Here is a 23,195-nt window from a genome sequence, read left to right on the forward strand (position 1 = left end):
CAACTTCGATGAATTTTTCCCAATTCTTCATTTCACGGCCGATCTTCGCAGCGGTACTGTCGCTGTTGATTCTGATCGCCGGTGCGATTTCGCTGTTCCAGTTGCCGATCAGTGAATACCCGGAAGTCGTGCCACCGACCGTGGTCGTGCGTGCCAACTTCCCGGGCGCCAACCCGAAAGTCATCGGTGAAACCGTGGCGGCTCCGCTGGAGCAGGCCATCACCGGCGTCGAGAACATGCTGTACATGTCCTCGCAATCCACCGCTGACGGCAAGATCACCCTGACCATCACCTTCGCTCTGGGCACCGACCTGGACAACGCACAGGTGCAAGTTCAGAACCGCGTGACCCGGACCGAGCCGAAGCTTCCAGAAGAAGTGACGCGCATCGGTATCACCGTCGACAAGGCTTCGCCCGACCTGACCATGGTTGTGCACTTGACCTCGCCAGACAAACGCTACGACATGCTGTACCTGTCCAACTACGCAATCCTCAACATCAAGGACGAGCTCGCTCGCCTCGGTGGCGTGGGTGACGTGCAGCTGTTCGGTATGGGCGACTACTCGCTGCGTGTATGGCTGGACCCGAACAAGACCGCTTCGCGCAATCTGACCGCCACTGATGTGGTGACCGCGATTCGTGAGCAGAACCGTCAGGTGGCCGCTGGTCAACTGGGCGCGCCTCCTGCCCCGAATGCCCAGAGCTTCCAGCTGTCGGTCAACACTCAGGGCCGTCTGGTCTCCGAGGAAGAATTCGAGAACATCATCATTCGCGCAGGCGACAACGGTGAAATCACTCGTCTGAAGGACATTGCCCGCGTCGAGCTGGGTTCCAGTCAATACGCCCTGCGTTCGTTGCTGAACAACCAGCCGGCCGTGGCAATCCCGATCTTCCAGCGTCCTGGTTCCAACGCCATCGAAATCTCGAACGAAGTTCGCGGCAAGATGGAAGAACTGAAGAAAAGCTTCCCGCAAGGCATGGACTACAGCATCGTCTATGACCCGACGATCTTCGTGCGCGGCTCCATCGAGGCGGTGGTTCACACCCTCTTCGAAGCACTGATTCTCGTGGTTCTGGTGGTGATCCTGTTCCTGCAGACCTGGCGCGCGTCGATCATTCCGTTGGTGGCGGTGCCGGTATCGTTGATCGGTACGTTTGCGGTGATGCACCTGTTCGGCTTCTCGCTCAACGCCCTGTCGCTGTTCGGCCTGGTACTGGCGATCGGTATCGTGGTGGACGACGCCATCGTGGTGGTGGAGAACGTCGAGCGGAACATTGAACTGGGGCTCAACCCCTTCGATGCGACCAAAAAGGCCATGGGTGAAGTTACGGGCCCGATCATTGCCACGGCGCTGGTGCTGTGTGCGGTGTTCGTACCGGCGGCATTCATCTCGGGTCTCACCGGTCAGTTCTACAAGCAGTTCGCACTGACCATTGCTATCTCGACCGTAATCTCGGCTTTCAACTCGCTGACCCTGTCGCCAGCGCTGGCCGCTGTTTTGCTGAAAAGTCATGACGCACCGAAAGACCGTTTCTCGCGAGTGCTGGACAAGATCTTCGGTGGCTGGCTGTTCCGTCCGTTCAACCGGTTCTTCGACCGTGCCAGTCATGGCTACGTCGGCACCGTGCGCCGGGTCATCCGTGGCAGCGGCATCGCCCTCTTCCTGTACGCAGGCCTGATGGTGCTGACCTTCTTCGGTTTTTCCAGCACACCGACCGGTTTCGTACCTGGCCAGGACAAGCAATATCTGGTGGCCTTCGCGCAACTTCCGGACGCCGCAAGCCTGGATCGTACCGAAGACGTGATCAAGCGCATGTCCGACCTGGCATTGAAACAGCCGGGCGTGGAAAGCGCCGTAGCGTTCCCGGGCCTGTCGATCAACGGCTTCACCAACAGCCCGAACGCCGGCATCGTGTTCGTGACCCTGAAACCGTTCGAAGAGCGTAAAGACCCGAGCATGTCCGCCGGTGCGATTGCCGGTGCCTTGAACGGCCAGTACGCCGGGATTCAGGAAGCCTACATGGCGATTTTTCCACCGCCGCCGGTACAAGGTCTGGGCACCATTGGTGGTTTCCGACTGCAAATCGAAGACCGGGGCAACCTGGGCTACGAAGAGCTGTACAAAGAGACCATGAACATTATTGCCAAGAGCCATAACGTTCCGGAACTGGCCAACCTGTTCACCAGCTACACCGTGAACGTGCCGCAAGTCGATGCCGCCATCGACCGGGAAAAAGCCAAGACCCATGGCGTGGCCGTCAGCGACATCTTCGACACCCTGCAGATCTACCTGGGTTCGCTGTATGCCAACGACTTCAACCGCTTCGGTCGTACCTATCAGGTCAACGTTCAGGCTGAACAGCAGTTCCGCCTCGAATCTGACCAGATCGGCCAGCTGAAAGTACGCAACAACAAAGGCGAAATGATCCCGCTGGCGACCTTCATCAAGGTCAGCGACACGTCGGGCCCGGATCGCGTGATGCACTACAACGGCTTCATCACCGCTGAAATCAATGGTGCGGCAGCCCCGGGCTACAGCTCCGGACAGGCCGAAAAAGCCATCGAGAAACTGCTCAAGGATGAACTTCCGAACGGCATGACCTACGAGTGGACCGACCTGACCTACCAGCAGATTCTGTCCGGCAACACCGCGCTGTTCGTGTTCCCGCTCTGCGTATTGCTGGCGTTCCTGGTGCTCGCGGCTCAATACGAAAGCTGGAGCCTGCCACTGGCGGTGATCCTGATCGTACCGATGACCCTGCTGTCGGCCATCACCGGTGTGATCATCTCTGGCGGCGACAACAACATCTTCACCCAGATCGGTTTGATCGTACTGGTGGGCCTGGCCTGTAAGAACGCGATTCTGATCGTCGAGTTCGCCAAGGACAAACAGCAGGAAGGTCTTGATCCGCTGGCCGCTGTACTGGAAGCCTGCCGTCTGCGTCTGCGGCCAATCCTGATGACCTCGTTCGCGTTCATCATGGGTGTGGTGCCACTGGTGTTCTCCAGCGGTGCCGGTGCCGAGATGCGTCATGCCATGGGTGTGGCGGTGTTCTCCGGGATGCTGGGTGTGACCTTCTTCGGTCTGCTGCTGACCCCTGTGTTCTATGTGCTGATCCGTAACTTCGTGGAGCGCAGTGAAGCTCGCAAAGCGGCCAAGGCGCAAAATCTTCAAAAGCCACTGGAGGCGCACCAATGAGTCTGAAAGTCTTCCTGCCGAGCCTGCTGGTGCTGGCCCTGAGTGCCTGCGCCGTCGGCCCTGACTACAAGACCCCGACGACGGAGGCGGCGAACATCACGTCCGCCACCGACGGCGCTGCCGGCCAGAAGAACTTCGACCGTTCGAAATTCGAAGGCATCTGGTGGCAGCAGTTCGACGATCCGACCCTCAACCAGTTGGTGACTCAATCGCTGCAAGGCAACCGTGAACTGCGCGTGGCGTTCGCCCGCTGGAAAGCTGCCCGGGCGATCCGCGACGACGTCAGCAACGATGCGATGCCGACCATCACCAGCCGCGCCAGCAGCGATCTGGCCAAAGGTCAGATCCCGGGCCAGACCACCAAACGGGTCAACAGCGAACGCTATGATCTGGGGCTGGACATGGCTTGGGAGCTGGACCTGTTCGGACGCATCCAGCGCAATCTGGAGGCCAGCGACGCCGACCAGCAGGCGGCCGAAGCCGATCTGTACCAACTGCAAGTCACCATGATTGCCGAACTGGTGGATGCTTATGGTCAACTGCGCGGTGCCCAGCTGCGGGAAAAGATCGCCCTGGCCAACCTGAACAACCAGCAGGAGTCGCGCAAGATCACCATCAGCCTGCGTGACGCCGGCGTTGGCGATCAGCTCGATGTGGAACGGGCCGATGCACGGCTGGCGTCAGTCGAGGCCAGCGTGCCGCAACTGCAGGCAGAACAGGTACGGCAGAAAAACCGCATCGCCACCCTGTTGGGTGAGCGTCCGGACAAACTGACCGTCGACCTGAGTCCGAAAGACCTGCCGGCGATTGCCAAGGCCTTGCCGATCGGTGATCCGGGCGAACTGCTGCAACGTCGCCCGGACATCCTCAGCGCCGAACGCAAACTGGCTTCGGCCACTGCGCGTATCGGTGTGGCCAAGGCCGACCTGTTCCCTCGGGTCAGCCTCAGCGGTTTCCTCGGCTGGACAGCCGGGCGTGGTTCGCAGATCGGTTCTTCGGCGGCCAACGCCTGGGCACTGGGTCCGAGCATCACCTGGGCGGCGTTTGACCTTGGCAGCGTGCGGGCCCGCCTGCGCGGCGCCGATGCCGATGCCGAAGGCGCGCTGGCCACCTACGAGCAGCAAGTGCTACTGGCCCTGGAAGAGTCGGAAAACGCCTTCAGCGATTACGGCAAACGTCAGCAACGTCTTATTTCGCTGATCCGTCAGAGCGAATCGAGCCGCAAGGCTGCCGACCTCGCCGAGATTCGCTACCGCGAAGGCACCACCGATTTCCTGGTATTGCTCGACGCCCAGCGTGAACGTCTGAATGCCGAAGACAGCCAGGCCCAGGCCGAAGTGGACCTGTATCGCGGCATCGTTGCGATCTACAAGGCCCTCGGTGGCGGCTGGCAGCCAGAGACGGTCGCGAGCAAGTAATCGTTTTTTAAAGAGCTCCTTTGGTTGGCCGCAACCAACCAATTTTTTGCCCCGCGTATCATTCGGTCGCGGGGCTTTTTTGCGCCTGTCCTTCAGTGTTCTCCAGAACGGTGACCGTCGCGGTGGTGCCGGCTCTCAGTCGGTTCTTGCCTGCGTAATCGGGATCGATGCCGATCCGCACCGGCACCCGTTGCGCCAGTTTCACCCAGGTGTAGCTGGGGTTGATGTTGGCCAGCAATCGACTGCCCGGCGCGTTTTCCCGGTCAGCAATGGCGAAGGCAATGCTTTGCACGGTGCCGCCGAATTTTTCCCCGCTCATCAATTCGATCCGCACCCGGTCGCCCTCCTCAATGCGTGGCAGCTTGGTTTCCTCGAAATAGCCGCTGACATAAAACGAGCCGCTGTCCACCAGCGCCAGCAAGGCGCCGCCGGCCACCGCGTAATCCCCCTGACGGGTCAGCAGGTTGGTGACATAACCGCTGACCGGCGCTTCGACACGGGTGCGTTGCAAATCCAGTTCAGCCTGGGTCAATGCCGCAATCGCCAGTTGCACGTTGGCTTCGGCCAGACCGAGATTCGCCTGATTGCGTAACAGATCCGCTTGGGCCACCGCTACGTCAGTGCTCGACTTCTCCCACTCCTCCCCTGAAATCGCAAACCCTTGCTTGAGCGTACGTCGCCGGCGCTCTTCGCTCTGGCGCTGTTTGAGCAACGCTTCGCTGGCAACAATGGCCGCTTGCGACTGCCCGAGCGTGGCCCTGGCAACCTCCACCGAGCGCTTCGCATGCTCGACGGCGAGGCTGTAGCGAGCCGGGTCGATCTCCAGCAACAACTGCCCCTTGTCGACATGCTGGTTGTCCTGCACCGCCAGCGTGACGATGCGGCCCGAAACATCGGCCGATAGCGTCACCACATCCGCCCTCACCCGCGCATCCCGCGTCCACGGGGCCCGGGTGTAATGCTCCCAGGCAAACCAGCCGAGCACGATCGCCAGCAGTACCACCGCCAATGTCGTCAATCGAGTGAGCAAGGTCTTCAAGGTTTCAGGCTCCCATCAGCAGAATCAGTGTGGCGCACACACAGGCATACAGAGCGCCTTCGAACAGCGCCTCGTGCCAGACAAAATGCAGGACGCCGAGCCGGCGCAAACCCCAGTCGAGAAATAAAAAAACCGGTATGGCCAGCAACAGGGCCTGGGCGATGGGAGGCAGGTAAACGCCGCCAATCTCGAAATCAATGGGCAAGGACGGGCTCTCCTTCAGAACGATGGGGCTGCAAATGCTCGCCGTGTCGCTCCAGAAACGACACCACGATCAACAGGGCCACACGCATGCGAAACACCGACCACAAGTGTTCATGGGTGGCGACATGCAAGGCATCCAGCTCATCGCCAAGCGCATGCAGCGTAGTCAGCAACGGCGTCAGGGGCACGTCGGGTCGGCCCGCGACAAAACGACCGGTCTGACGCAATGCCGTCGCCAGCTGTCGACCAAAAGCGTCGGTGAGCAATGTGTTGTTTTGCGCCTGTTGCCTGAGCTGGTGTATGGCCACGCCCAGCGCCACACAGCCGAGACTGATTTCATACAGACGCTGCATGTCCCGATCATTGGCAGCCGGCAACACGCCCAGCATCGAAGTCAGGCGATCGACCATACGGCTTTCGAAGGCGAATTGCTGTTCGTCGGTGGCCGGACTCTTGATCAGTTCATAGACCTGCTCCCTAGCCTCGTTGTAGAAGCGCCGGATCCGCAGGGCCGGACGGAACGGGAAAATCCAGGCATAGACAATCAATGCCAACATCGCCGCACTGACGTAGGCCCCGGCAAATTCGAACCATTGAATGGCGGTGTTCTGCCCGGTACCGACGTTCTGCGGACCGAGCATCAAAAAACTCGACAGCCCCAGCCCCATGCCGATACCGGCGGTGGCCGGGCTGGACAGTCCGACCGCGATCACATACAGCAACGGCGCGAGCATCAAGGCCAACATTTCAAAATCACTGATCGTCGGGACCAGAATGAACTGATAAAACGCCGACACCACCAGTGCCAGTCCCAGCCCTCGGGCGTAGCTCTGCGCGGCGATCAGAGGTCGCGGGAACGTCGCCATCAACGAACACAGGATTCCCACCAGGATCATCCCGCCCCGCGCGCCGTCCCAGGCGGTTTCGATCCAGATCAGCCCGGCCACCAGCAGTGCGCTGAAGGCGCGGATGGCGTTCATCGTCGCGAGCGTGAAATCCAGATGCAAGGGATTGGATTGGCCACGGAACATGCAGCTGGCTTCCCGCCCTTCCTGTATCGCATCGCTCAATTCGAGAATCTGCTCCAGTTGCTGCAACAGCCGCGCCTGTTCCCAACGCAATGCCCAGGCCAGCGAGCGCAGGGTTGCACTCATGTCTTCCGTCAGCTGTTCGGCCTTGTAGGCGAGCGCTTCGAATTGCTGTTGCAGCGCGACGAACTGATGACGACCCTCGGCCGGCAAGGAGCGCCCTTGTTCTGCGAGCTGATCAAGCAATGCCAGTTCCTCGGCGCGCAATTGCTGGATGTCCAGCGGCAGATCGCCCTCCCAGCGTTCGGTGAGCAATTCCCGCTGGTGACGCAACGCGGTCAGACGCGAGGTCAGCAACATCAGTTGATTGCCCAGCAACAGCACCAGATTGTTGGCACTGCGCAGGCGCGGGGCATCGAAGTACAAATGCCGGCGCAGCCCTTCAAGCGCACTGATCTCCCCCATCAACTGCATTTGCCGGCGCTGAAAGTCCGCTTCGCTTTCTTCTGTCCTAAGGACGGCAGCCGAATGACTGGCGACCAACCTGATCACCTGATCGACCTTCGCGAAATAGTTGCGTGATACCGCCTCTGGCCGCGCCGTCAGCAGGCTGACCACGCACACGCACGCCACCGCAAGCAAAGTTTCGGTAACCCGGGTCACCGCCAGCAGGAAAGTGCCGTCCTGATCCGGAATCGCCAGCAGCGCCACCACCACGGCGGTATACCCACTGAGCACGAACGCCTGCGAGCTGGTGTAGCGCAACAACGTGCCGCCGGCCGTGCACAGGGCCAGCCACAGCGCCAGGGTCGTGATGAACGGCAACGGCGCCTGGGGAAAAATCGCCATCAGCAGCACTGCCACTGCCGCGCCGAGGGTCGTCCCGATGATTTGTCCGAAGCTGCGTGCCAGCGCCATCCCGGCCAGGGGCTGGCTGATGATCACCACGGCCATGATCGACCATTTCGGCTGGTCCAGATCGAACAGGAACGCCAGGTACAAGGTCAGCAATCCGGCGGCAATGGTGCGCAAACCAAACAGCAGCACTGCCTGGCTGGGGTGGATCACCGCCTTGAAATAAACAAGCAGGGATTGCATGGGTAGCCTCTTCGAAACAACTTCTGCAAGCGTAGACACTGCATGGAGGGCATGACGACTAACAGGGTCGACAAAAGCTGTAGGGCGATTCAACGCCTGTAGCAGGCCATATCCGGCAGAGAGTTTGACTCACGGCGCGAGCTGACAGAAGCTTGCGACCTCCGCTACAAAACGAAAGTTTCGGAAATCCGCATGCCTCAGTCTCGCCGCTATTTGCTCGTCAGCCTCGGCCTCGTGCTGGTCTTCATCGTGGCCTGGCTGTCATTGCGCAGTACCGCGCCCGTGGTGCCGGAAGCGATCAGGCATGGGTACAGCGAAGCGCTGGCTGCCGCTCGTGCCGGGCAGCCGGGTGCCGCGCGAGTTTTGTATCAGCAACTGGGGCGTCCGGATCTGTCGGTCAAGCGGCGTGTGTGGCTGCATGCCGAACTACCCAATTACCCGAGCCCGCAGGCCTTGAAGCTGGCGGATGCCGATCTGCAAAACGCATCGCCGGACGTTCGGCTGGCAGCGATCAAAAGCGTGACCGGTCTGGTGCCGGGCGGACAGCGCAGCCTTCTGCTGGGGCCGTTGCTTGAGGATGAAGACCAAACTGTCCGCTTCGCGGCGATCAACGCCCTGCTCGGCTTGTCTCCGGATCAACTGGGCCTGTATTTCGCCCCGCTCCAGCAAGGCATCGACGTGTGGGAGCAGGCGCTCAAGAGCCAGCCGCAAAGCGCGGCCAACTACGTGCAACTGGCGCGCCTGTATCTGCACAACGCCGAGCTGAAACAGGCACAGGAAGCGTTGGAGCAGACCTTGCGCCTGGACCCCGGGAACTTGCCGGCGCTGGTGATGCAGATTGAAGTGCTCGACCGCCAGGGCCAGAGCGACGCCGCGCGGCAATTGCTCGCTCGACAATTGAAGGCCCAACCCGACTCGGCTTATCTGCAACATGCGCTGGGACTCTGGCTGTTGCACCACGATCAGCGCGAGTACGCCCTGCTCGGTCTGTCCAAAGCCGTGGAGCTGGAGCCTGACAACAAGGACTACCGCTACGACCTCGCCACCACCCTGCACAGCGCCGAAGAACTGGAAGCGGCGCAAAAGCAGTTGCAGGAAATCGTCCAGCGCCACCCGGCTGATCGCAAGGCGCGGGTGCTGCTGATCAGTTACTGGAAAGAGAGCGGCCAGTTACAGAACGTACAGATTCTGCTGGCCCAGCTTGAGCAGATGAACCCGGACGACCCTTCGTTGCAGCAAGGACTCTAGCGGTCTTCTCGACACATCCTGCAAGAAACTTGGAACCGCCGTCTCGGCATAAGGTCATGTAAATCAGGCAGTGCCAAACGGCGTCCGGCGCCCGCTGCCTGGTTTCTCCTAGTCATGAGAGGGCATTTTTTGTCTACATCGAACGCGTTGATCAGTGCCAAAGCCGCCACCGGCATCGAGGGCCTCGACGATATCCTGGCCAGTGGTTTGTCTCGCAGTCATGTTTTCTTGCTGGAGGGCGAGCCTGGAACCGGTAAAACTACCGTCGCGTTGCATTTTCTGCTGGCCGGCGCCCGTGCCGGTGAACGTTCGCTGTACATCACGCTGTCCGAAACCGAGCACGAATTGCGCCAGGGTGCGGCGTCCCACGGCTGGGAACTGGACGAAAACATCGAGATTTTCGAGCTGACGCCTCCGGAAAGCCTGCTCAACGCCGAACATCAGCAAAGCCTGTTGTACTCCTCGGATCTTGAGCTGGGCGAAGCGACCAAACAGATTTTCGAAGTGGTCGAGCGCTTCAAGCCCACCCGGGTCGTACTCGACAGCCTCTCGGAAATCCGCCTGCTGGCGCAAAGCTCCCTGCGCTACCGCCGCCAGATCCTGGCGATCAAGCATTACTTCGTGCGCTACGACGCCACGGTTTTGCTGCTGGATGACTTGACCACCGAATCCCTCGACAAAACCGTTCACAGTGTCGCTCACGGTGTGATCCGCCTCGAAGAACTGACCCCCAACTACGGCGCCGAACGCCGTCGCGTGCGGGTGATCAAGTATCGCGGCCAGAAATACCGTGGCGGCTTCCATGACTTCACCATCACGGGCGATGGCGTGCACGTTTTCCCGCGTCTGGTGGCGGCGGAGCACCGCAGCGACTACCCGCGGCTGCAGCTGTCCAGCGGCATCAGGGAAATGGACGCTCTGTTGGGCGGCGGTATCGAGACCGGCTCCAGCACGCTGATTCTGGGCCCGGCAGGGACAGGCAAATCCTTGATCAGCATGATTTTCGCGGCGGCTGCCGTGGCGCGCGGTGAAAAGGCTGCCCTGTTCATTTTTGACGAAGAATTGGGCCTGCTGTTCGAGCGCATGAAAAACATCGGTATCGACCTGAAGGCCCTGCAGGCCACCGGCAACCTGCTGATCGAACAGGTCGACGCCGCCGAGCTGTCCCCCGGCGAGTTTTCCCACCGCGTACGCCGCTGTGTCGATGAAGGTGACATCAAGACCGTGGTGATCGACAGTATCAACGGCTATCAGGCCGCGATGCCCGAAGAAAACGCGCTGGTACTGCACATGCACGAACTGTTGCTGTACCTGAACCGCAAGGGCGCCGCGACGTTCATGACCGTCGCCCAGCATGGACTGGTCGGCGACATGCATGCTCCGGTCGATATCACTTACCTGGCCGACACGGTAATTCTGCTGCGTTACTTCGAAGCCGCGGGCAAGGTCCGTCGGGCCATCTCGATCATCAAGAAACGCACCGGCAGCCATGAATCGACCATCCGCGAATACCGCATTTCCACTCAAGGCATGACCATCGGTGAGCCTTTGGAGGCCTTTCAGGGTGTATTGCGCGGCGTGCCCACCTATCTCGGTGCAAGCAACCCGCTGCTCAAGGATGACAACTTGTGACCGTCACCGTACCGCTATCGGAACGGGCGCTGATCCTTGCGCCGCTGGGACGCGACAGCCAGGTAGCGCTGATGATTCTCAACGAGGCCGGATACGGTGGGCTGATCACGCCCGACCTGGCCACTCTTTGTACCGAGCTCGAGCCCGGCGCCGGTCTGCTGCTGATCGCTGCCGAGGCCCTTAATGGTCCGGAACTCGAGTGCCTGCTGGCGTATCTGGAACAACAACCGGCGTGGTCTGATTTGCCAATCGTCCTGCTCACCCATCACGGCGGATCCGAACAAGGCCCTTCGTCGCAGCTCAGCAAGTTGTTGGGCAACGTCACTTTTCTTGAGCGCCCTTTCCATCCGGCCACCCTGGTCAGCCTGATCTCCACCGCCCTGCGCGGACGACGACGACAGTACGAGGCCCGCGACCGCCTGATCGATCTGAGCAATAGCGAACGTCGCCTGCAATCGACGCTGGAAACCCTTGAGCAACAAGTGGAGGAACGCACCGCGCAACTGCGGCACAACGAGGAAGCCCTGCGCCAGTCGCAGAAGATGGAAGCGGTCGGCCAGCTCACTGGCGGTATCGCCCACGACTTCAACAACATGCTGACCGGAATCATCGGCAGTCTTGAATTGCTGCGCCGGCGGCTGGCCCGTGGCCGCCTGGATGATCTTGACAGCCTGATCGACCTCGGTGTGACCTCGGCCAACCGCGCCGCTGGCCTGACTCACCGCTTGCTGGCGTTCTCCCGTCGCCAGTCGCTGGATTCCAAAGCCGTTCATATGAACGATCTGGTGCAATCGATGGGTGAGTTGCTGCAACGCAGCCTCAACGAAAGCATTCACCTTGACATGCGCCTGCACCAACAATTGTGGTTGGCCGAGGCCGACCCCAATCAACTGGAAAGCGCCCTGCTCAACCTGGTGATCAACGCACGTGACGCGATGCCCGACGGAGGCAATCTGGTGGTCGAGACGGGTAATCAGGTGCTGGATCCAGACTACACCGCGGCCTACAGCAATCTTGAGCCTGGTGATTACGTTGTATTGAGCGTCACAGACAATGGCTGCGGCATGCCGGAAAGTGTCATCAATCGCGCGTTCGACCCGTTCTTCACCACAAAGCCGATCGGCCAGGGCACCGGTTTGGGTCTGTCGATGATCTACGGTTTCAGCAAACAGTCCGGTGGTCATGTGTCGATCGACAGCAAGATCGATGAAGGCACCACGGTCAAACTCTACCTGCCGCGATTCCAGGGCGAATCACTGCCTCACGCACCAACGGATATGGAACAGGCGCCCGACGCCGTGGAAGGCGAAACCGTATTGATCGTCGAAGACGACCCGGCCGTGCGCGTGCTGGTCAGTGCAGTATTGAGTGAACTGGGTTATGGATTTGTCGAGGCCAGCGATGCCGACGGTGCCGTGCCGATTCTGGATTCGGAGCAGCGCATCGATCTGCTGATCAGCGACGTCGGCCTGCCGGGCATGAACGGTCGGCAACTGGCGGAAATCGGCCGGCAATACCGGCCAGACCTGAAGGTCCTGTTCATCACAGGTTATGCCGAGCACGCCGCTGTGCGCGGCGGGTTTCTCGATCCTGGCATGCAGATGATCACCAAACCGTTCACCTTCGATCTGCTGACGGCAAAGGTTCGGGAAATGATCAAGAGCTGAGGCGGTTGACGCCTCAGGCCAGCAGTTCCTGAATCTTCTCCTGCAATACATCCAGATCGAATGGTTTTTCCAGGATCGGCGCCCGGCGGGTAATCGGGCTGCCGGTCTCGCGGATTTCCTGCGGATAGCCGCTGATGAAGATCACCTTCAGATCAGGGCGCAATTTGACGGCGGGCTCGGCGATCTGCACGCCGGAGATCCCGCCAGGCAGGCGAAAATCAGTAATCAACATGTCCAGATGCGGCTTGCTCGCCAGAATCTCGAACGCCTGCTCGCCGTTTTCGGCCTGCAATACGCGATAGCCCTGGCTCGACAGATAGTCTGTCAGGACCATCAGGATCACCGGTTCGTCCTCGACGACGAGTACTACATCTTGTGCATCTACGCTCATGGGAAGCCTTTGTTCGTTCAATAGCTGCTGATACGACCGTGTGGTCACTCAGAGGTTGCGTTTGTTTTGCCGTTTTCCTGGAGCGGCAGACAGACGCGAAACAGGGCGCCCTCGTTGATCTTGCTTTCGACGACGATGGAGCCGCCATGGGCGGCGACGATCTGTTCGGAAATGAACAACCCCAGCCCGAGGCCGGCCACCACCGTCTTGGCGGAGACACGTTCAAACTGTTGAAAAATGCGCTTCTGATTTTCTTCGCTGATGCCGATGCCCTGATCCTGAACTTCGATCCGGGCTTCATCGTCTTCGCGATAAACCCGAACCTGGATCGGACTTTTACCGCCATAACGCAAGGCATTGGTCAGCAGGTTCGACACCACCTGCTCGATACGGAATTCGTCCCACTGCCCTTCCACCGGTTCGGTCGCGGTGAAACTGACCTCAGTCTCGGCGGCTTCGATCTGCTGGGCGAAATTCTCCAGCAGAGTGCCCACCAACTGCACGAGGTCAAAGCGACTCGGTCGGATCGACAACTTGCCGGTGCGGATCCGCGAAACGTCGAGCATGTCTTCGATCAGTCGGATCAGGCTTTTGATCTGGCGCTCGTCGCGGTCGACCATGGCGTGCATCTTGTCGAGGGTGAACGCGGCGGCGTTGTCCCGGGCCAAGTGCATCTTGCGCAGTTGGGTTTCGAGAATAAGGCCGTTGAGCGGCGTACGTACTTCATGGGCGACGATCGACATGAAATCGTCGCGCATGCGCACCGCCTGCTCCAGTTCGCCCTGAGTGCTTTGCAGTTGCTGCAACAGCGCTTCCTGCTCACGCCGGCTCTGCTCGAGCGCTTCGACCTGTTGCTTCATCGCCTTGCTCTGGCGGTACAGGTCGACGAAGACGTTGACCTTGCTCTTCACCGCATGGATATCCAGCGGCTTGTGCAGAAAGTCCACCGCCCCGCTTTCATAGCCCTTGAACGCATAATTGAGTTCACGGCCGGCGGCGCTGACAAAGATGATCGGGATGTTCTTGGTTTTCTCGGTGCCGCGCATCAGTTCGGCCAGCTCGAAGCCGTTCATGCCGGGCATCTGCACGTCGAGGATGGCCATGGCGAATTCGTGTTGCAGCAGCAGCGACAGCGCTTCGTCCGCCGACAGCGCTTTATAGACGGTGCGGTCTTCGCGTTTGATCAGCGCTTCGAGGGCCAGCAGGTTCTCGGGCAGATCGTCGACGATCAGCAGTTTTGCCTGGATATTACTCAGCATGCGATTCGTTCCAGCTCGACAAGCAGACGGCCGATGCCGTGGATGGGAAGAATGTAATCCGGTTGATGTGTCTTCAGCGCCGCGCGTGGCATTGTCGCGACCTGCGCCTCGTCCGGGTCTTGCACGATGGTCAGCCCGCCCTGGCGTTTGACTTGCGCCAGGCCCCGCGCGCCATCGTGGTTGGCACCCGTCAGCAACACCGCAGCCAGCGTCGGCCCGTAGGCATCGGCGGCGGATTCGAACAGGAAGTCGATCGAAGGCCGCGAGTGATGCAGACGGTCTTCAAGACTCAGCGACAGGGAGAAATCCTGCTCTACCGACAAGTGATAGCCCGGCGTCGCGAAATACACGGTGCCGGGGGTGATGTCCTGTTTGTCGATGGCTTCTGCCACCGGCAACGCCAGCCGTCGGGCGAACACATCGGCGAGCTGGCTGCGGCGCTCTTCAGGCAAATGCAACACGATGATGATCGGCAGCCCGAATCCGGCCTTTAATGAACCGAGCAAGTTCAGCAACGCCTCGACGCCACCGGCAGAAGCTCCGATCACAATCGCCTCGATCCGAGGCAAATCCGCTGCACTGTTCATGTTTTTCGGTAGATCCGTTCTTGTTTCACCAGCGGTTCGAACTGGTTGGAATAGCCGGAAAAATCCAGGGTTTCCTTGCTGCCCAACACCAGAAAACCGCGGTGGCACAACGATTCGTGAAACAACCCAAACGCTCGATCCTGAAGTTTTTTGTTGAAATAAATCAACACGTTACGACATGAAATTAATTGGGTTTCGGAGAATACGCTATCGGTCGCCAGGCTGTGATCGGCGAAGGTCACGTTCTCGCACAGGCTCTTGTCGAAAATCGCGTAGCCATAGGCAGCAGTGTAGTAGTCGGCGAACGAGCGCTGGCCACCGGCCTGCTGATAGTTGGCGGTGTAGGCGCGCACGTTCTCCATCGAAAAGATCCCCTGCTTGGCCTTTTCCAGCGAGCGCGGGTTGATGTCGGTGGCGTAGATGATCGTGCGATCAAGCAGGCCCTCTTCGCGCAGCAGGATCGCCATCGAGTAGACCTCCTCGCCGGTGCTGCACCCCGCGATCCAGATCTTGATCGACGGATAGGTCCTGAGCAGCGGCACCACTTCCTGACGGATCGCCAGGAAGTGCGACGGATCGCGGAACATCTCGCTGACCGGGATTGTCAGCAATTGCAGCAACTGCATGAACGCCGTCGGGTCGTGCAGGACTTTCTCCTGCAAGGCCGAGATGGTCGCGCATTCGAACTGGCTCAGCGCATGTTGCACCCGGCGCTTGATCGAAGCGCCAGAGTAATCGCGAAAGTCATAGCTGTATTTGAGATAAATCGCCTCGATCAGCAGCCGCAGTTCGATTTCACTGTTTCGTTCAACGTGATGACTACGTTCCACTAAATGCGTTCCATCTTCGGTAACCACACGCGAATCAGCGAGAACAGGCGATCCAGGTCGATGGGCTTGGCCAGGTAATCATTGGCGCCCGCCTGCAGGCAACGCTCCTGATCATCCTTCATGGCCTTTGCCGTCACCGCGATGATCGGCAGCTTGCGCCAGCGCGGATCCTTGCGGATTTCCATGGTGGCTTCAAACCCATCCATTTCCGGCATCATCACGTCCATCAGCACCAGGTCGATGTCCTCGACTTCATTCAGTTTTTCAATCGCTTCACGGCCGTTACGGCCGATGACCACGACTGCACCCTTGGTTTCCAGCGCGCTGGTCAGGGCGAAGATGTTGCGCACATCGTCGTCTACCAGCAACACTTTCCGACCTTCGAAGACCTTGTCGCGGCTGCGGGCGGTCTTGAGCATCTTCTGCCGTTCATGGGACAACTGCGATTCGACTTTGTGCAAAAAGAGTGTGACCTCGTCCAGCAAACGCTCCGGCGAGCGCGCACCCTTGATGATGATCGAGCGCGAATACTTGCGCAGGTCGGACTCTTCGTCGCGGGTCAGGTTGCGTCCGGTATAAACGATGACCGGCGGGAACGAGCAGATGTCCTCGGTGGACATTCGCTTGAGCAATTCGTTGCCGAGCATGTCCGGCAGCTTCAGGTCGATGACCATGCAATCGAATATCGTCGTGCGCAATAACTCCAGCGCGTCCTGTGCCAGGCCGACGGCGGTGATCTCGATGTCGTCGTCGCCGATCAGTCGGGCGATGCTTTCCCGTTGCAGATCGTCGTCCTCGACCAGCAGTACGCGTTTGACCTTCTGGGTCAGCTTGGCTTCCAGACGGGCGAACACATCCTTGAGTTCTTCGCGAGTGGTCGGTTTGACCGCATAACCGATGGCGCCCATGTGCATCGCTGCTTCGACACGGTCTTCCACGGAAATCACATGCACCGGAATGTGCCGGGTTTCGGCGTGTTCTTTCAGGCGTTGCAGGACGGTCAGACCCGAGTGGTCCGGCAGGCGCATGTCCAGCAGGATCGCGTCCGGCACGAACTCTTTCGCCAGGTCGTAACCTTCGTCGGCGCCGTGGGCAACCAGGCACTGATAGCCCAGTTCGTGGGCCAGATCGTAGAGGATGTGCGCAAAATTCGGCTCGTCTTCCACCACCAGGATGCAACGAGTATTGAACGGCGCCTTGTTGCGATCATCGTCGAAGCGCGGGATGTGGACCGGCGCCAGAGGCGAAACCGCCGCCACGGACGCCACGGGCGCGATGACCGGCGTAGAGGCCGGTGGGGTGAAGGTCAACGGCGTTATCGGCGTGTCACCCGGCTCGCGGTATTGCTGCGGCAACACCAGAGTGAAAGCACTGCCCTGCCCCGGCGCACTGCTGACGCTGATCGAACCGCCCAACAGCGTTGCCAGATCCCGGGAAATCGACAGACCCAACCCGGTGCCGCCGTATTTGCGGTTGGTGGTGCCGTCGGCCTGGCGGAAGGCTTCGAAAATACTTTCCTGTTGATCCTGCGCAATCCCGATTCCCGAATCGCGCACAATGAAGGCAATGCGATCGTCCGACTGGCCGGCGATGGTCAGGCTGACAGTCCCGTGCTCGGTGAATTTCACCGCATTGGACAGCAGGTTCTTGATCACCTGTTCCAGACGCTGACGGTCGGTAAACAGGGTGATCGGTGCATCAGGCTGCAATTCGACGTTGAACGTCAGTTTCTTTTCCGCCGCCAGCGGTTCGAACAGGCTGCGCAGGCTGTCGGCCAGACGCGCGACGCTGGTGTTTTCCGGCATCACTTCGAGTTTGCCGGCTTCCACTTTGGAAATGTCGAGAATGTCGTTGATCAGGTTGAGTAGATCGTTGCCGGCGGAATAGATCGACTCGGCAAACTTGACCTGCTCGGCACTGAGGTTTTCCTGCGGGTTTTCCGCCAACAGCTTGGCCAGGATCAGCGAGCTGTTCAGCGGCGTGCGCAGTTCGTGGGACATGTTGGCCAGGAATTCGGACTTGTACTTGCTTGAACGCTGCAACTCTTCGGCGCGTTCTTCGAGCTGGATCTGGGCCTGATTGAGCTCGGTGTTCTTCTGGTCCATGGCATCGCGCTGCTCGGCCAGAGTCTGGGCCTGTTCGGCCAGTTGCTCGTTGGTCTGTTCCAGTTCGATTTGCTGGGTTTCCAGATGCGCCTGGGATTCCTTGAGAATCCGCGACTGTTCTTCCAGCTCTTCGTTGGCGGTCTTCAGCTCCTCCTGTTGCACCTGCAGCTCTTCGTTGAGTTGCTGGGTTTCGGCGAGCACTTCCTGCAAGCGTTGGCGATAGCGCGCCGCTTCGATGGAGGTGCCGATGTTGCCGGCGATCAGTTCCAGCAACGCCACATCACGATCGGTGAGCGGACGCAGGAAACCCAGTTCGATCACGCCGTTGACCCGTTCGTCATCGCTGGTCGGCACCACCAGCACGCTGTGCGGCAGGCCTTCGCCCAGGCCGGAGCTGACCTTGAAATAGTCGGACGGCACCGAATCGAGTCGAATCAGCCGGGCCTGCTGCGCAACCTGACCGACAAGGCCTTCGTCGCTGTAGATCGATTGATCCTGTTGTTCCTGCTCGCGGGAGAAACCGTAGGTCGCCACGCGTTTGAGGCCACCATGTTCTTCGCGCACATACAAAGCAGCGACAGCGCTGCCAAGGTACTGGGCACAGAATTGCAAAATGTTGCGCCCCAGCAGATTGAGCGTCAGTTGCCCCAATACCTGCTCTGCAAGCTGAGTCTGGCCATTGCGCAGCCAGGCTTGCTGCTCCAGACGAAGCGCGCTGGCCTCTTGCGCCGCCAGGGTTGCGCCATAGCTTTGGGACAGGTTGAGCAGATCGCGCCGGCCTACATAGGCCAGCAGGCCGCTGATGCCGGCCACGAACAGCAGGTAGAGGCTGATGCTCCAGATCGTGGTGCGGCGCACGTCTTCGTTGCGTGAAGCACGCAGAAGCTGTTCGGTTTCAATCACGTCTTCGAACTGTTTACGTATTTCGTCGGTCAGGCGCTTGCCCTTGCCCGCTTTGACTGCTGCCTTGTAGTCACCGCTCGCGCGTTGCAGATCGATCATCGACTGCGCATACGTCGCCCATTCGGTTTGCAGCGCCTGAAGACGACGCAGGCGATCGGTCTGCGCCGGATTGTCGGCAGTCAGTTCAAGCAAGGTGCTCAGCGCCACGGCGATGCGCGGCTTGGCCGTCTCGTACGGGTCGAGGAAATGCTCGTCGCCGCTGAGCAGAAAACCGCGCATGCCGGTTTCCAGGTCCACGGTGAGTTTCACCGCTTCGTTGGCGTTATTGATCACCCGGTCGGTGTGCTCCACCCACTGAATCACGGACAACAGATAAGTGATCAGCGAAACGAAGAACACGGCACTGATGAAGCCGACGCCCAACGGCAAACTGACGTTGCGGCTCAGAAGTTTGCGAAACCGTTGCTCATCAACCGAAGACGGAGAGGACATGTGGCAGCCTTGTCGAACTGGTGAAAACCAGGGAGTTTGCCCCAAAACAGCGGCATGGATCCATTTTTCTCACAGTTTTAGTATCGTTTTCCTACATTTGCCTGCGCCGAATAGCAGGCCAGCGGTTATCCTTGCCCACCCGTTTGCGCCTATTCTTTTTTGTATCCATCCGGGAACTTGTGGCTATGCGCCACTTACTCATGCAAGAGCCCGGCATTTTTGATCGACCGGCGCCCCGTCCCCCATTCTTGAGAGCCGCCATTATGTCCAGCACCACGTCCACCATCCTTGTAGTAGAAGACGACGCCATCGTGCGCATGCTGATCGTCGATGTACTGGAGGAGTTGGAGTTCAAGGTTCTGGAAGCCGATGGCAGCGAACAGGCGCTGGAAATCCTCAAGGATGTGAATCAGCACATTGATCTGATGATGACCGACGTCGGTCTGCCGATCATGGATGGCCGTCAGCTTGCCACTGAAGCCCGCACAATTCGCCCTTCACTGCCGATTCTGTTTGCCAGCGGTTATGCCGAGACCATTGAAGTGCCGGCAGATATGCATGTGATCGGCAAACCGTTTTCGATCGATCAACTGCGCGACAAGGTGAAGAGCGTTCTGGGTCAACACTGACACAAACGGCTTTGCAGCGCGGATTCAACCTCAGGATATGTTCTAATCCGCGCGTTTTTTCTTCTTCTCTTTCGTTCTTCAGGAAATACCTTTTCATGAGTCAGCCCGCAACCAAAGTCCTCGTCATTGGTTACGTCTGGCCGGAACCCCGTTCCTCCGCAGCGAGCGGGCATGTGATGCAGATTCTCGAGACCTTCCTGCAACAGGGCTGGGACATTACTTTTGCCAGCCCCGCAGGCGTTGGCGAACATCCGGCCGATCTTGCCGAATTGGGCATTCGCACTGTTCCGATCGAATTGAACAACAGCAGCTTCGATGTCTTCGTCAGCGAGCTGGCGCCGGATATCGTGCTGTTCGACCAGTTCATGATCGAAGAACAATTCGGCTGGCGCGTGGAAAAACACTGCCCCAATGCTCTGCGCGTACTGGAAACATCGGACTTGCAGAGTTTGCGGCACGCTCGTCATCAACGTTTGAAGGATCGGCTGAAGAGCAGCGATGACGCTGACGACTTCCATGCACTGTTCGCACCTGCGCTGCGCGAAGAGTTCGAATTGATGGCTGACACCGATCTGGCCAAGCGCGAGATTGCCGCGCTCTACCGCTGTGATCTGAACCTTATGATCTCGCCGGTAGAAATCGAGTTGCTGGTGCAGCAGTTCAAATTGCCGACCGAGCTGTTGCACTGGTGCCCGTTGATGGTCGAACCGGCCCGCGTTCCAGCAAAAGCATTTGAAGAGCGCGCGAACTTCCTCAGTATCGGCAACTTCCGCCACGCGCCGAACTGGGACGCGGTTTTATGGATGAAATCAACCATCTGGCCGCTGATCCGCGCGCAACTCCCGAAAGCACAATTACACATCTACGGCGCCTACACGCCGCCCAAGGCAGCCGCTATGCACAACGCGGCGCAGGGTTTTCACATCATGAACTGGGCGGAAGATGCGTTGCAGGTCATGTCCGAAGCGCGCATCTGCCTGGCACCCTTGCGTTTCGGCGCCGGCATCAAAGGCAAACTGATCGATGCCATGCTCTGCGGAACGCCGAGCGTCACTACGCCGATCGGCGCCGAAGGCATGCGCACCGACCAACCCTGGCCGGGTGCCATTTGTCGTACGGCGCAGGATCTGGCCAATGCCGCCGTTGAGCTCTATCGCGACGAGGTCCGTTGGCAAGCCGCTCAGTCTCAGGGGCAAGCACTGCTCAACGACGTTTACCCGCAAGCGATACATGGACCGGCATTGATCGAAAGGTTGCAGGAATGTCGCAAGAACCTTGTTCAACTAAGACGTCAAAACTTTATGGGCAGCATGTTGCGCCACCATTCGCACAAGAGCACGCAATATATGTCGCAGTGGATTGAAGCCAAAAACCAGAATAAATAATTCTCCGGACAACTAAAAAAACATTCGCCAACACGTTGAATCAAACTCCAAATGGTCAACTAAAAAGCCAGACATTATAAAGACCCTGCAAATGCTGCCTTGACTGTCTCGCAACGCAGCACACTACTTCAATACATGCAGGATGCATTCATGAGTACTCATAACTGGATGGGATCGACTCCCGCCATTGATTCACTGTCGATATTTGAACTGTCATTACCGGGCACCCATAACGCCGGCAGTGACTGGAAAGCTTCCTATCCGGTTTTCGGCCCTCCGCGCCACTGGCTCGCCTGCCAGCATGACAGTTTTCTTGCCCAGCTGAATAACGGTTCCAGGGTACTCGACATTCGTCTGACTTATGACGCGAAGGCCAAAGAACTGGAAAAGTTCATCGCTCACCACAATGGATATCGGAATTCTCGAACCCTGAAAAATCTGGTAGTGGATGTCAAAGCGTTTCTTGAGAACAATCCGGATGAGTTCATTATTCTGGACTTTCACAGCCTCGATGGCGCCGATTTTGATTACGACTACTTCAATAAAATAATCATCCAATTTCTGGGGCAACGTCTTGTTCCCCGCCAGAATGCAACTCTGAGTCTTCGTGAACTCAAGCGAATCAGCCCCCAACAGCGCGTGTTTGCAGCGGCCAAGTCTCATTGGCAGCTGGAACACAATGCATTTCATGACGTCGTCAATCATCAATGGTCCGGTAGCGGCATTACCAATCCTGAAGAACTGAGGCAGTTCATTGACAGAGTTTTGCAAAGCCCTCCTGGTAGCTGGCGGCTCTGGTCTTTATCCGCCACCAGCTACACCGCCCTCGGCGGCCCCGTCGATATCCATGACAAGCTGAACGAATGGTTTGATCTGGATAAGAGCGACTGGGCGTTGAAGTGCAACATCATCAATGTCGACTTCATGGAAGAGTCGGACCTGGTGGAGTTCTGCCGGATCGCCAGCCTGAAGAAAGCCCGACAACGGGGGCTTTGAGCTGCACTGGAAACTGGCGCATCCCGTGCACAAAGAGGCATGATCGCCAGGCGATAACAAAAAAGCGCCCGATCATGACCCGAACAGCCCGCGTCACCGACCCCTCGTATGAATTGATGGATGACCACAACGGGTTGTCCATCATTTACCGCCAGCACGGCTTCCCTTGCCCGCTGGTGCGCTGGCATTTCCACAAGGAATACGAGTTGCATTTGATCGTCGCCAGTTCGGGCAAGGTGTTCATCGGCGACTACATCGGCAACTTCTACCCGCAGACGCTGTTCCTGACCGGCCCAAACCTGCCGCACAACTGGATCAGCCAGGTGGCCGAAGACGAAGTGGTCGAGAAGCGCGACATGCTGGTCAACTTCACCGATGAATTGTTCGAGAGCGGCCATCATGTGTTCGCCGAACTCAAGACCCTGGCACCGTTGCTGGAACGTGCGCAGTACGGCATCGAATTCCGCTCACCACAGACAATTCGTCAGGCCATGATCCTGATGCAACGCATCGCCGATTCAAACGGCATTACCCGTCTCGGGCACTTTTTCATCCTGATGGAGTTGCTCGCGGCCTGCGACGACTACCAGCTGTTGTCCGGCGCAACTACCCCGCAACTGGCCGACGAGCACAACATCGACCGCACCAACCGCGCGGTGGACTACATCTTCGCCCACTACGCCCGTGAACTGCCGCTGGAGGAAGTTGCCGAGCACCTGGGCATGAAACCCACCTACTTCAGTCGCGTGTTCAAGCAGGCGACCGGGCGCAATTTCATCGAATTCGTCAATCGCCTGCGCATCAGTAAATCCTGCGAGCTGCTGGCGGACGGCGACAAACCGGTGACCGAGGTGTGTTTCGAATCGGGCTTCAACAATATTTCCAACTTCAACCGGCGCTTTCAGCAGCTCAAAGGCATGACGCCTTCGCATTATCGCCGGCTGGTCGTACAGCGCCTGACCGAGCAAAACCACGGCTGACGCAGGAAAACCTGTACGGATTCATGGCTGCCACCCTTCTGAAACGCCCTTCGCTGCGTTTATCGCGTCAATCCCGAGTGCAAAAAAGTATCGATTCAAGTGCT

17 protein-coding genes are annotated in these 23,195 nt (G+C 58.9%); 9 read left to right on the plus strand and 8 right to left on the minus strand.

Going from position 1 to position 23,195, the window contains the following annotated elements:
- Positions 1 to 8: 8 nt before the first annotated feature.
- Entirely contained in the window at positions 9 to 3,200 is a 3,192-nt protein-coding gene (locus MKZ87_RS06085; RefSeq protein WP_085696220.1) for an efflux RND transporter permease subunit, read from the plus strand.
- Positions 3,197 to 4,618 (plus strand): efflux transporter outer membrane subunit, encoded by a 1,422-nt coding sequence (locus MKZ87_RS06090; protein ID WP_085703015.1) that lies wholly within the window; start codon positions 3,197 to 3,199, stop codon positions 4,616 to 4,618. Before MKZ87_RS06085 ends, MKZ87_RS06090 begins: the two co-directional genes overlap by 4 nt.
- A gap of 58 nt (positions 4,619 to 4,676) precedes the next feature.
- Here the strand turns inward: MKZ87_RS06090 and MKZ87_RS06095 are convergent, their stop codons facing one another.
- Genes MKZ87_RS06095 through MKZ87_RS06105 form a run of 3 tightly spaced genes read right to left on the minus strand, consistent with a single transcriptional unit; the run spans position 4,677 to position 7,987 of the window.
- Positions 4,677 to 5,657, minus strand: coding sequence for an HlyD family secretion protein (locus MKZ87_RS06095; protein ID WP_085696222.1), 981 nt, complete (start codon positions 5,655 to 5,657; stop codon positions 4,677 to 4,679).
- A 4-nt stretch (positions 5,658 to 5,661) separates the two neighbouring features.
- Entirely contained in the window at positions 5,662 to 5,862 is a 201-nt protein-coding gene (locus MKZ87_RS06100; RefSeq protein ID WP_266200417.1) for a DUF1656 domain-containing protein, read from the minus strand.
- Entirely contained in the window at positions 5,852 to 7,987 is a 2,136-nt protein-coding gene (locus MKZ87_RS06105) for an FUSC family protein (RefSeq protein WP_266200418.1), read from the minus strand. Before MKZ87_RS06105 ends, MKZ87_RS06100 begins: the two co-directional genes overlap by 11 nt.
- Positions 7,988 to 8,179: 192 nt before the next feature.
- Here MKZ87_RS06105 and MKZ87_RS06110 point away from each other — a divergent pair, with 192 nt between their 5' ends.
- The 3 genes from MKZ87_RS06110 to MKZ87_RS06120 all read left to right on the plus strand — a co-directional run bounded on the left by MKZ87_RS06110 (position 8,180) and on the right by MKZ87_RS06120 (position 12,534).
- Entirely contained in the window at positions 8,180 to 9,235 is a 1,056-nt protein-coding gene (locus tag MKZ87_RS06110) for a tetratricopeptide repeat protein (RefSeq protein ID WP_085696225.1), read from the plus strand.
- Positions 9,236 to 9,364: 129 nt separating this feature from the next.
- Entirely contained in the window at positions 9,365 to 10,867 is a 1,503-nt protein-coding gene (locus MKZ87_RS06115) for an ATPase domain-containing protein (RefSeq protein ID WP_266200419.1), read from the plus strand.
- Entirely contained in the window at positions 10,864 to 12,534 is a 1,671-nt protein-coding gene (locus tag MKZ87_RS06120; protein ID WP_266200420.1) for an ATP-binding protein, read from the plus strand. The genes MKZ87_RS06115 and MKZ87_RS06120 overlap by 4 nt, the downstream gene beginning before the upstream one ends.
- A gap of 13 nt (positions 12,535 to 12,547) precedes the next feature.
- On the opposite strand, the gene MKZ87_RS06125 is transcribed toward MKZ87_RS06120, so the two are convergent.
- Genes MKZ87_RS06125 through MKZ87_RS06145 form a run of 5 tightly spaced genes read right to left on the minus strand, consistent with a single transcriptional unit; the run spans position 12,548 to position 19,101 of the window.
- Complete coding sequence (locus MKZ87_RS06125; protein ID WP_085683718.1) at positions 12,548 to 12,925, minus strand: response regulator; 378 nt, start codon at positions 12,923 to 12,925, stop codon at positions 12,548 to 12,550.
- 44 nt (positions 12,926 to 12,969) lie between these two features.
- Positions 12,970 to 14,184 carry a hybrid sensor histidine kinase/response regulator gene (locus tag MKZ87_RS06130; RefSeq protein WP_085696228.1) on the minus strand — a complete coding sequence of 405 codons (1,215 nt, stop codon included), beginning with the start codon at positions 14,182 to 14,184 and terminating at the stop codon, positions 12,970 to 12,972.
- Positions 14,178 to 14,771 (minus strand): chemotaxis protein CheB, encoded by a 594-nt coding sequence (locus MKZ87_RS06135; protein WP_266200421.1) that lies wholly within the window; start codon positions 14,769 to 14,771, stop codon positions 14,178 to 14,180. Before MKZ87_RS06135 ends, MKZ87_RS06130 begins: the two co-directional genes overlap by 7 nt.
- The gene (locus MKZ87_RS06140; protein ID WP_085696230.1) at positions 14,768 to 15,601 is read right to left on the minus strand and encodes a CheR family methyltransferase; all 834 of its coding nucleotides are present in this window, start codon (positions 15,599 to 15,601) and stop codon (positions 14,768 to 14,770) included. The genes MKZ87_RS06135 and MKZ87_RS06140 overlap by 4 nt, the downstream gene beginning before the upstream one ends.
- Positions 15,601 to 19,101 carry a response regulator gene (locus tag MKZ87_RS06145; RefSeq protein WP_085703019.1) on the minus strand — a complete coding sequence of 1,167 codons (3,501 nt, stop codon included), beginning with the start codon at positions 19,099 to 19,101 and terminating at the stop codon, positions 15,601 to 15,603. The genes MKZ87_RS06140 and MKZ87_RS06145 overlap by 1 nt, the downstream gene beginning before the upstream one ends.
- Before the next feature lie 263 nt (positions 19,102 to 19,364).
- Here MKZ87_RS06145 and MKZ87_RS06150 point away from each other — a divergent pair, with 263 nt between their 5' ends.
- The 4 genes from MKZ87_RS06150 (at position 19,365) to MKZ87_RS06165 (ending at position 23,091) form a co-directional block, all read left to right on the plus strand.
- Positions 19,365 to 19,730 carry a response regulator gene (locus MKZ87_RS06150; protein ID WP_085696232.1) on the plus strand — a complete coding sequence of 122 codons (366 nt, stop codon included), beginning with the start codon at positions 19,365 to 19,367 and terminating at the stop codon, positions 19,728 to 19,730.
- Between the two features lie 95 nt (positions 19,731 to 19,825).
- Positions 19,826 to 21,115, plus strand: a complete 1,290-nt coding sequence (locus MKZ87_RS06155; RefSeq protein ID WP_085703020.1) for a glycosyltransferase — start codon at positions 19,826 to 19,828, stop codon at positions 21,113 to 21,115.
- Between the two features lie 150 nt (positions 21,116 to 21,265).
- Positions 21,266 to 22,111, plus strand: a complete 846-nt coding sequence (locus tag MKZ87_RS06160; protein WP_085703021.1) for a phospholipase — start codon at positions 21,266 to 21,268, stop codon at positions 22,109 to 22,111.
- A gap of 74 nt (positions 22,112 to 22,185) precedes the next feature.
- On the plus strand, positions 22,186 to 23,091 hold the full coding sequence (locus MKZ87_RS06165) for an AraC family transcriptional regulator (protein WP_085696235.1): 906 nt from the start codon (positions 22,186 to 22,188) through the stop codon (positions 23,089 to 23,091).
- Positions 23,092 to 23,195: the final 104 nt, after the last annotated feature.

Source organism: Pseudomonas sp. MCal1, assembly GCF_026341415.1.
Lineage (GTDB): Bacteria > Pseudomonadota > Gammaproteobacteria > Pseudomonadales > Pseudomonadaceae > Aquipseudomonas.